At 68.6% G+C, this 7,570-nt stretch carries 7 protein-coding genes; 3 read left to right on the forward strand and 4 right to left on the reverse strand.

Going from position 1 to position 7,570, the window contains the following annotated elements:
- Positions 1-139: 139 nt before the first annotated feature.
- Entirely contained in the window at positions 140-1,906 is a 1,767-nt protein-coding gene (gene arc / locus J7E97_RS34225) for a proteasome ATPase (RefSeq protein WP_215035347.1), read from the reverse strand.
- Positions 1,907-2,169: 263 nt separating this feature from the next.
- Here arc and J7E97_RS34230 point away from each other — a divergent pair, with 263 nt between their 5' ends.
- Complete coding sequence (locus J7E97_RS34230) at positions 2,170-2,499, forward strand: ferredoxin (protein WP_215035349.1); 330 nt, start codon at positions 2,170-2,172, stop codon at positions 2,497-2,499.
- Positions 2,500-2,503: 4 nt separating this feature from the next.
- Here the strand turns inward: J7E97_RS34230 and J7E97_RS34235 are convergent, their stop codons facing one another.
- The 3 genes from J7E97_RS34235 to J7E97_RS34245 form a co-directional block, all read right to left on the reverse strand.
- Positions 2,504-3,037, reverse strand: a complete 534-nt coding sequence (locus J7E97_RS34235; RefSeq protein WP_251055621.1) for a hypothetical protein — start codon at positions 3,035-3,037, stop codon at positions 2,504-2,506.
- A 303-nt stretch (positions 3,038-3,340) separates the two neighbouring features.
- Positions 3,341-4,303, reverse strand: coding sequence for a tRNA (adenine-N1)-methyltransferase (locus tag J7E97_RS34240; RefSeq protein WP_251055617.1), 963 nt, complete (start codon positions 4,301-4,303; stop codon positions 3,341-3,343).
- An 18-nt stretch (positions 4,304-4,321) separates the two neighbouring features.
- Complete coding sequence (locus tag J7E97_RS34245; RefSeq protein WP_374224303.1) at positions 4,322-5,767, reverse strand: site-2 protease family protein; 1,446 nt, start codon at positions 5,765-5,767, stop codon at positions 4,322-4,324.
- Between J7E97_RS34245 and J7E97_RS34250 the strand changes: the two genes are divergently transcribed.
- Positions 5,700-6,641 (forward strand): RecB family exonuclease, encoded by a 942-nt coding sequence (locus J7E97_RS34250; protein ID WP_215035355.1) that lies wholly within the window; start codon positions 5,700-5,702, stop codon positions 6,639-6,641. The two genes, J7E97_RS34245 and J7E97_RS34250, sit on opposite strands and share 68 nt — an antisense overlap.
- 108 nt (positions 6,642-6,749) lie before the next feature.
- Positions 6,750-7,424, forward strand: coding sequence for a response regulator transcription factor (locus tag J7E97_RS34255; RefSeq protein ID WP_215035357.1), 675 nt, complete (start codon positions 6,750-6,752; stop codon positions 7,422-7,424).
- Positions 7,425-7,570 lie beyond the last annotated feature (146 nt).

Below are 7,570 nucleotides of genomic sequence, written 5' to 3' on the forward strand. Positions count from 1 at the left end.
GGAAGAGCCTAGAACCACTCCACGCTGGTGGGGAGATCATTTCGGTCATTGAATTCGACCGGTCACCGGCTGAAAAGAGCAGTCGGTAAAGCAGTCGGCTGCGGGTGCCCTGGCGGGCTCCCGCAGCCGCCCCGCTTCGTCAGAGGTACTGACCGGTGTTGGCCACCGTGTCGATGGAGCGTCCGGTGTCCGCGCCTTGCTTTCCGGTGACGAGGGTGCGGATGAATACGATCCGCTCGCCCTTCTTTCCGGAGATTCGGGCCCAGTCGTCGGGGTTGGTGGTGTTGGGGAGGTCTTCGTTCTCCTTGAACTCGTCCACGCAGGCCTGGAGGAGGTGGGCGACGCGAAGGCCTCGCTGCTTGTGCTCGAGGAAGGCCTTGATGGCCATCTTCTTCGCACGGTCCACGATGTTCTGGATCATCGCGCCGGAGTTGAAGTCCTTGAAGTAGAGGACTTCCTTGTCGCCGTTGGCGTACGTGACCTCGAGGAAGCGGTTCTCCTCGGTTTCGGCGTACATCTGCTCGACGACGGTCTGGATCATGCTGTGGACGGTGTCGGCCGTGGAGCCCTGGTGTTCGGACAGGTCGTCCGCGTGCAGGGGCAGCGAGGCCTTGAGGTACTTGGCGAAGATGTCCTTCGCCGCTTCGGCGCCGGGGCGCTCGATCTTGATCTTCACGTCGAGCCGGCCGGGGCGCAGGATGGCCGGGTCGATCATGTCCTCGCGGTTGGAGGCGCCGATGACGATGACGTTCTCCAGGCCTTCCACGCCGTCGATCTCGGCGAGCAGCTGGGGGACGATGGTGTTCTCCACGTCCGAGCTGACGCCTGATCCGCGGGTGCGGAAGAGGGATTCCATCTCGTCGAAGAAGACGATGACGGGGGTGCCCTCGCTGGCCTTCTCCCTGGCTCGCTGGAAGACGAGGCGGATGTGCCGCTCGGTTTCGCCGACGTACTTGTTGAGGAGTTCCGGGCCCTTGATGTTGAGGAAGTAGGACTTCCCGGTGGGCTGGCCGGTGACCTCGGCGACCTTCTTGGCAAGGGAGTTGGCGACGGCTTTGGCGATGAGCGTCTTGCCGCAGCCGGGGGGGCCGTAGAGCAGGATGCCCTTGGGGGGCCGCAGTTCGTGTTCCTTGAAGAGGTCGGGGTAGAGGTAGGGGAGCTCGACGGCGTCGCGGATCAGTTCGATCTGGTCGCCCAGGCCGCCGATCTTGTCGTAGTCGATGTCGGGGACCTCTTCGAGGACGAGGTCTTCGACTTCGCTCTTCGGGACGATCTCGTAGACGTAGCCGGAGCGGGGTTCGAGCAGGAGGGAGTCGCCGGGGCGGATGGTGACGTCCAGGAGCGGCTCGGCGAGCCTCACCACCCTTTCCTCGTCGGTGTGCCCGACGACCAGGGCGCGCTCGCCGTCCTCGAGGATTTCCTTGAGGGTGACGATGTCCCCGGCCCGCTCGTACTCCATGGCTTCGACCACGTTGAGGGCTTCGTTGAGCATGACTTCCTGGCCGCGCCGGAGGTCGTCCGGTTCGACGCTGGGGCTCACGTTCACTCGGAGTTTCCGGCCGCCGGTGAAGATGTCGACGGTGCCGTCTTCGTTGGACTGCAGGAAGACTCCGAAGCCGGCCGGCGGCTGTGCGAGCCGGTCGACTTCTTCCTTGAGGGCCACGATCTGGTCTCGGGCCTCGCGCAGGGTGTTCGCCAGACGCTCGTTCTGGGCGGATACGCCTGCCAGGTTTGTCTGGAGCTCGACGATCCGCTCTTCGAGAATCCTCGTGTGTCGCGGAGAGTCGGCGAGCTTACGTCGCAGGACGGCGATTTCCTGCTCGAGATAGGCAACCTGGCCGGCGGGGTCCTCAGACCCTCGCCCGGGCCGGATGCCGCGGTTGATGTCGTCGTCGTGGGCTGCCACGGTCCTCACCTCCTCCAAGGGGAGCTGGACGCTTTCTGACCCTACCTGGGCTGGTGGTGATTGAAACCCCTAGATCACAAAGACGGTAGGGGTGTGTCCGATCTTCACCCTTGCGTACTCCCTCCCCCAAGGAAATACCCACCCATCAACATCGGAAAGCAGCCGGTTGTAAGGTCGAAGTGTTCAACACCCGTCAGAGCTCGTGCGACTTGTCGCGAGTTGTGGCCGGGATGGATCACTCACCGCAGGGAACGGCAGGAGATATGACCGTGCAGCAGGGGGCACCGAGCGTGCAGGCCGTCGGCTCGGGCGAGGCCGGAGAGCCGCTCGAAGTCTGGATCGACCAGGACCTGTGTACGGGCGACGGGATCTGTGTTCAGTACGCCCCGGAGGTCTTCGAGCTGGACATCGACGGTCTGGCGTACGTGAAGGGCGCGGAGGACGAGCTGCTCGTGGAGGCGGGGGCGACGACTCCGGTTCCGCTGGTTCTGCTCCAGGACGTGGTGGATTCCGCGAAGGAATGTCCTGGTGACTGCATCCATGTAAGGCGGGTTTCGGACAGGGTGGAAATCTTCGGTCCCGACGCGGAGTGAGGCTTCAAACACCTGTGGCGGACGAGTCCGTAAGCTCCTGGCGGAATTTTCCGCCGGTCCAGCGCCACTTGGCGAGCTGCTTGGTGTCGGGGCTATAGCGGGGCACTTCGGGTGATGAGTACCCGAGGAGCGTGGCGGTGACGCGTCCGTCGCGCACGGTGACCTCGGTGACGGTCTGCTTGCGGCCGGCTTCGAGCAGGGTGGCGACGACGCGGGGGCGCGCGTCCTTGGCGGCGTCTTGCGCGAGGACGTAGAGGGCGTGGGGCGGGGTTCCGGAGCCGGCGTCGCAGCGGACGGCGGCCACGGTCTCGGGGCGGCCGTCCCCGTCGAGGTCGCCTTCGGCGGTGGCCGTGACGGCTTGCGGGGCTCCTTTGCAGTCCAGGGGGTACGCGGCTGCGTGCGCGTCGGGAGCGGCTGCCCGGGCGCCGTTCGCCGGCCGGGCGGATTGCGCGGGATCCGTAGGATTTACCGGCCCCGCGGTGGCTTCGGTGGCTTGGCTCGGCTGGAGGAGACCCGCGCCGGCTATGACGGCGGCCATGGCCGAGGCGGTGGCGAGCCAGTGGACGGGCCGGGCCCGGTGGTGCGCCGGGGTGTGCGGTGTCGGCGCCGGCTCGGCGGGGCTGTGCGGCACGCGGGGTGTCTCCTGTGCGAGGGGTGACGGGGAGCCAGCATCGTGCCACACCTCACATCGGAGTGGAACGGGTGGGTCCGGGCCGACTGAGCCGGCAACCCGGCAGCCCGGCAACGAAAAGACGCCGTGGCGCAGTTCCCGGATCGTGCGGGGAACTGCGCCACGGCGTCTGTGTGTTGGGTGGCCCTTGCGGGCGGGTTGTCGCGCGGCTCAGTCGCGGTCGCCGTCGGCGGGGGTCGCGGGGTCGGCGGCGGGGGCCTCGGGGGCCGCGGCCGACTTGGAGCCGGACTGGCTGCCGGGGCCGTCGTAGTCCTCGCCGTAGGCGCCCTTGGAGGGGCGGCGGCGGCGCATGGGCGGCTCGACGCCGTCCGCGAGGCGGCGGGCGGTGACGAGGAAGCCGGTGTGGCCGATCATCCGGTGGTCCGGGCGGACGGCCAGGCCCTCGACGTGCCAGTTGCGGATCATCGATTCCCAGGCCTGCGGTTCGGCGTAGCAGCCGAACTCGCGGATGGATTCGACGGTCCGGGAGAGCTGGGTGGTGGTGGCCACGTAGCAGCAGAGGATGCCGCCGGGGACCAGAGCCTTGGAGACGGCCTCCAGGCATTCCCAGGGGGCGAGCATGTCGAGGATCACGCGGTCGACGTCCGTGTCGGACAGGTTGTCCTGGAGGTCGCCGACGGTCAGCTGCCACGCGGGGTGCGGGCCGCCGAAGTAGCGCTCGACGTTGGCCGTGGCGATCTCGGCGAAGTCCGGGCGGCGCTCGTAGCTGTGGAGCATGCCCTGGTCGCCGATGGCGCGCAGCAGGAAGCTGCTCAGGGAGCCGGAGCCCACGCCTGCTTCCACGACGCGGGCGCCGGCGAAGATGTCGGCGAAGGCCAGGATCTGGCCGGCGTCCTTGGGGTAGACCACGGCGGCGCCGCGGGGCATGGACAGGACATAGTCGGGGAGCAGGGGACGCAGCGCGAGGTAGGCGACGTTGCCCGTGGTACGGACAACGCTTCCCTCGGGGGAGCCGATCAGCTCGTCGTGCGGGAAGGAACCCTTGTGGGTGTGGAAATTCTTCCCGGCTTCGAGCGTGAACGTGTAGTGGCGGCCCTTGGGGTCGGTGAGCTGTACCTGGTCCCCGACCTCGAAGGGCCCGCGTCGGCGGGCGGCACCGGTCGGTTCGGACATGTGACCAGTGTATTGGCTTCAGGACTGGGGCCGCGCCATGGCCTTCACGAAGGCCTTCTCGACGTCTTGGGTGGAGAGCACTCCGTAGATCTCGCCGCCGGGTTCCATGACGAGGTATTCGGTGGCGGGGGTGGTGCGGAGGTGGTCGAGGAGTTCTTCGCCGGTGAGTTCGGCGGAAACCTTCATGCCGTCGGTGAGGTCCTGGGAGAGGGTGCTGACGGCGATCCAGGGGCGGCGGTGTTCGGGGACGGAGGCGATGGCGGTTTCGCGGACGATGCCGGTGGGCTCGCCGAGTCCGTCGACGACGACGAGGGCGCGGGCGCCGGCTTCGTTGGCGCGGCGGAGGGCTTCGGAGAGGGGGGTGGAGTTCTGCACGGGGATGGCGCGGCGGGTGAGTTTGCGGGCGTGGAGTTCCGGGAGGTGTTCGCGCAGGCGGGCCATGCGCAGGCTGTTGCCGGCGCCGGTCCAGATGATGGCGGCGAGGATCGCGGCGAGCAGGGCGTCCATGACGGTGTCCATGCCGCCGATTTCCTGGACGGGGTTGCCGAGGGCTCCGGTGTGGGTGAGGAGCGGCAGGCCGAGGAGGACGGCGACGGCGAGGCCGCGGCCGACCCAGGCGGCGGCGATGGTGCCGGTCATGGGTTTGCCGGTGATGCCCCAGATGACGGCGCGGAGCATGCGGCCGCCGTCGAGGGGCAGGCCGGGGAGGAGGTTGAAGGCGGCGACGAGGAGGTTGGAGATCATCAGGCCGGCGAGGAGGACGCCGGGGACGCTGGCGGGTTCGACGGTCTTCATGCCGAGGTAGAAGGCGCCGGCGAGGAGGAGGGAGAGGAGGGGGCCGACGAAGGCGAGGACGAATTCGCGGCCGGGGGTCTCGGATTCCTTCTCGATTTCGGAGACGCCGCCGAAGAACTGGAGCTGGATGCGGCGTACGGGGAGTTTGAAGCGCAGGGCGGCGATGGTGTGGGCGAGTTCGTGGACGAGTACGGAGGCGTAGAAGGCGACGGCGAAGAAGAGGGCGACGAGGTAGCGGGCGGGGCCGAGGTCGGGGAGGATCCGGTCGAGCTGGTCGCCGAAGACCCAGGTGATGAGGGCGGCGACGAGGAACCAGCTGGGCGAGACGTAGACGGGCACGCCGAAGGGGCGGCCCATGAGGAGTCCGCCGCCCGGTCGTGAGCGCCGGCCCGCGCGCTCGCCGGTTTCGTCGGTGTCTGCCACGGTTGTCCTTCGTTCGCTGCTGTCCGGCGCGGTGGGCGCGTCGGCGGTTCTTGCTGCTTCTTCCCATTGTCTTGCAGGTGCGCCGTAGCGCGGTGTGATGCTCTGATCATGCAGTGCGAGGGTGCTTGGCGTCGATGGTATGCGCGTGCTGTCGGTGGCGGGTCGTAGGGTTTTGCGTATGACGACGAGCCTTGGCAGCGGTCCGGACGACGCGGCGGACGATGCCGTGCCCAGTGGTGTGCCCACTCCTGGGGAGGTGGCCCCGGTCGCGGCGGTGGCCGTGGCGGTGGCGCCGGCTTCGCTGTCTCCGTCGCGGGCGAGCGATTTCATGCGGTGTCCGTTGCTGTACCGGTTTCGGGTGATCGACAAGTTGCCGGAGAAGCCGAGTGCGGCGGCGACCCGGGGGACGCTGGTGCACGCGGTGCTGGAGAGGCTCTTCGACCATCCGGCGCAGGAGCGGACGGCGCCGCGGGCGAAGGCGTTGATCCCGGGGCAGTGGGACCGGCTGCTGGAGTCGAAGCCGGAGCTGACGGAGCTGTTCCCGGAGGGTGACGGGGGGGCGGGTTTGGCGCGGTGGCTGACGGAGGCCGAGGCGCTGGTGGACCGGTGGTTCACGTTGGAGGACCCGACGCGGCTGGAGCCGGTGGAGCGGGAGTTCTTCGTGGAGACGGAGCTGGATTCGGGGCTGCGGCTGCGCGGGATCATCGACCGGGTGGACGTGGCGCCGACGGGCGAGGTGCGGATCGTCGACTACAAGACGGGCAAGGCGCCGCGGCCGGAGTACGCGGAGGGCGCGCTGTTCCAGATGAAGTTCTACGCGCTGGTGGTCTGGCGGCTGAAGGGGGTGCTGCCGCGGCGGCTCCAGCTGGTGTACCTGGGCAGTGGGGACGTGGTGACGTACGACCCGGTGGCCCAGGATCTGGAGCGGATGGAGCGCAAGCTGCTGGCGCTGTGGGACGCGATCCGGGAGGCGACGGAGACCGGTGACTGGCGGCCGCGGGCGACGAAGCTGTGCGGCTGGTGTGATCATCAGGCGGTGTGTCCCGAGTTCGGCGGGACTCCCCCGGTGTATCCGCTGGCCATCGTGGAGCGTGGTGCGGGGGGTTCCGCGTTGCCGTAGGCCGTCGGTTTCCGCGTCTTGTGGGGCCCGGGGAGGGATCCTGATCTTCGGGTCAGGGCAGAATGGGCGGCGTCCCCCGATGCGTCCGACGAATACGAGGTAGACCCTGTGGCGATCCGCGTACTGCTGGTCGACGACCAGCCGCTCCTGCGCACCGGTTTCCGGATGATCCTGGAGGCCGAACAGGACCTGGCGGTGGTCGGTGAGGCCGGGGACGGTCTGCAGGCGCTGGACCAGGTGCGGGCGCTACAGCCCGATGTGGTGCTGATGGACATCCGGATGCCGCGGATGGACGGGGTGGAGGCGACCCGGCAGATCACGGGTCCGGGCCGGGACGGTCCGGCGAAGGTGCTCGTGCTGACGACCTTCGATCTGGACGAGTACGTGGTGGAGGCGCTGCGGGCGGGGGCGAGCGGCTTCCTGCTGAAGGACGCGCCGGCCGTCGAGCTGGTGCAGGCGATCCGGGTGGTGGCGGGCGGCGAGGCGATGCTCGCGCCGAGCATCACGCGGCGGCTGCTGGACAAGTACGCGGGTCATCTGCCGTCGGGCGAGGACAACGTGCCGCACGCGCTGGGGACGCTGACCGAGCGCGAGCTGGAGGTGCTGAAGCTGGTGGCCCGTGGTCTGTCGAACGCGGAGGTCGCGGCGGACCTGTTCGTGTCGGAGACGACGGTGAAGACGCATGTGGGCCACGTGCTGACGAAGCTGGGTCTGCGGGACCGGGTGCAGGCCGCGGTGTACGCGTACGAGAGCGGTCTGGTGCGGCCGGGCGCCGGCCAGTAGCCGCCTCCCTCCGGCTAAGGGAAGGGCCCGTCTCCGCGGCCTTGGGTTCTAGTAGTCGTCGCAACACCCCAGCTCAGGGGATGCGATGGACTTCCAGATCCGTAAGGTGCGGAGCCCTCAGGGGCGCATAAAGCTCTCTGCGGAGC

The sequence above is a fragment of the Streptomyces sp. ISL-66 genome (assembly GCF_018614135.1).
In the GTDB taxonomy this organism is placed as follows: Bacteria; Actinomycetota; Actinomycetes; order Streptomycetales; family Streptomycetaceae; genus Streptomyces.

Coding starts and splice junctions, on each gene's coding strand:
- J7E97_RS34230 (WP_215035349.1), top strand. CDS start 2,170: ATGACCGTGCAGCAGGGGGCACCGAGCGTGCAGGCCGTCGGCTCGGGC.
- J7E97_RS34240 (WP_251055617.1), bottom strand. CDS start 4,303: ATGTCCGAACCGACCGGTGCCGCCCGCCGACGCGGGCCCTTCGAGGTC.
- J7E97_RS34250 (WP_215035355.1), top strand. CDS start 5,700: ATGACGACGAGCCTTGGCAGCGGTCCGGACGACGCGGCGGACGATGCC.
- J7E97_RS34235 (WP_251055621.1), bottom strand. CDS start 3,037: ATGGCCGCCGTCATAGCCGGCGCGGGTCTCCTCCAGCCGAGCCAAGCC.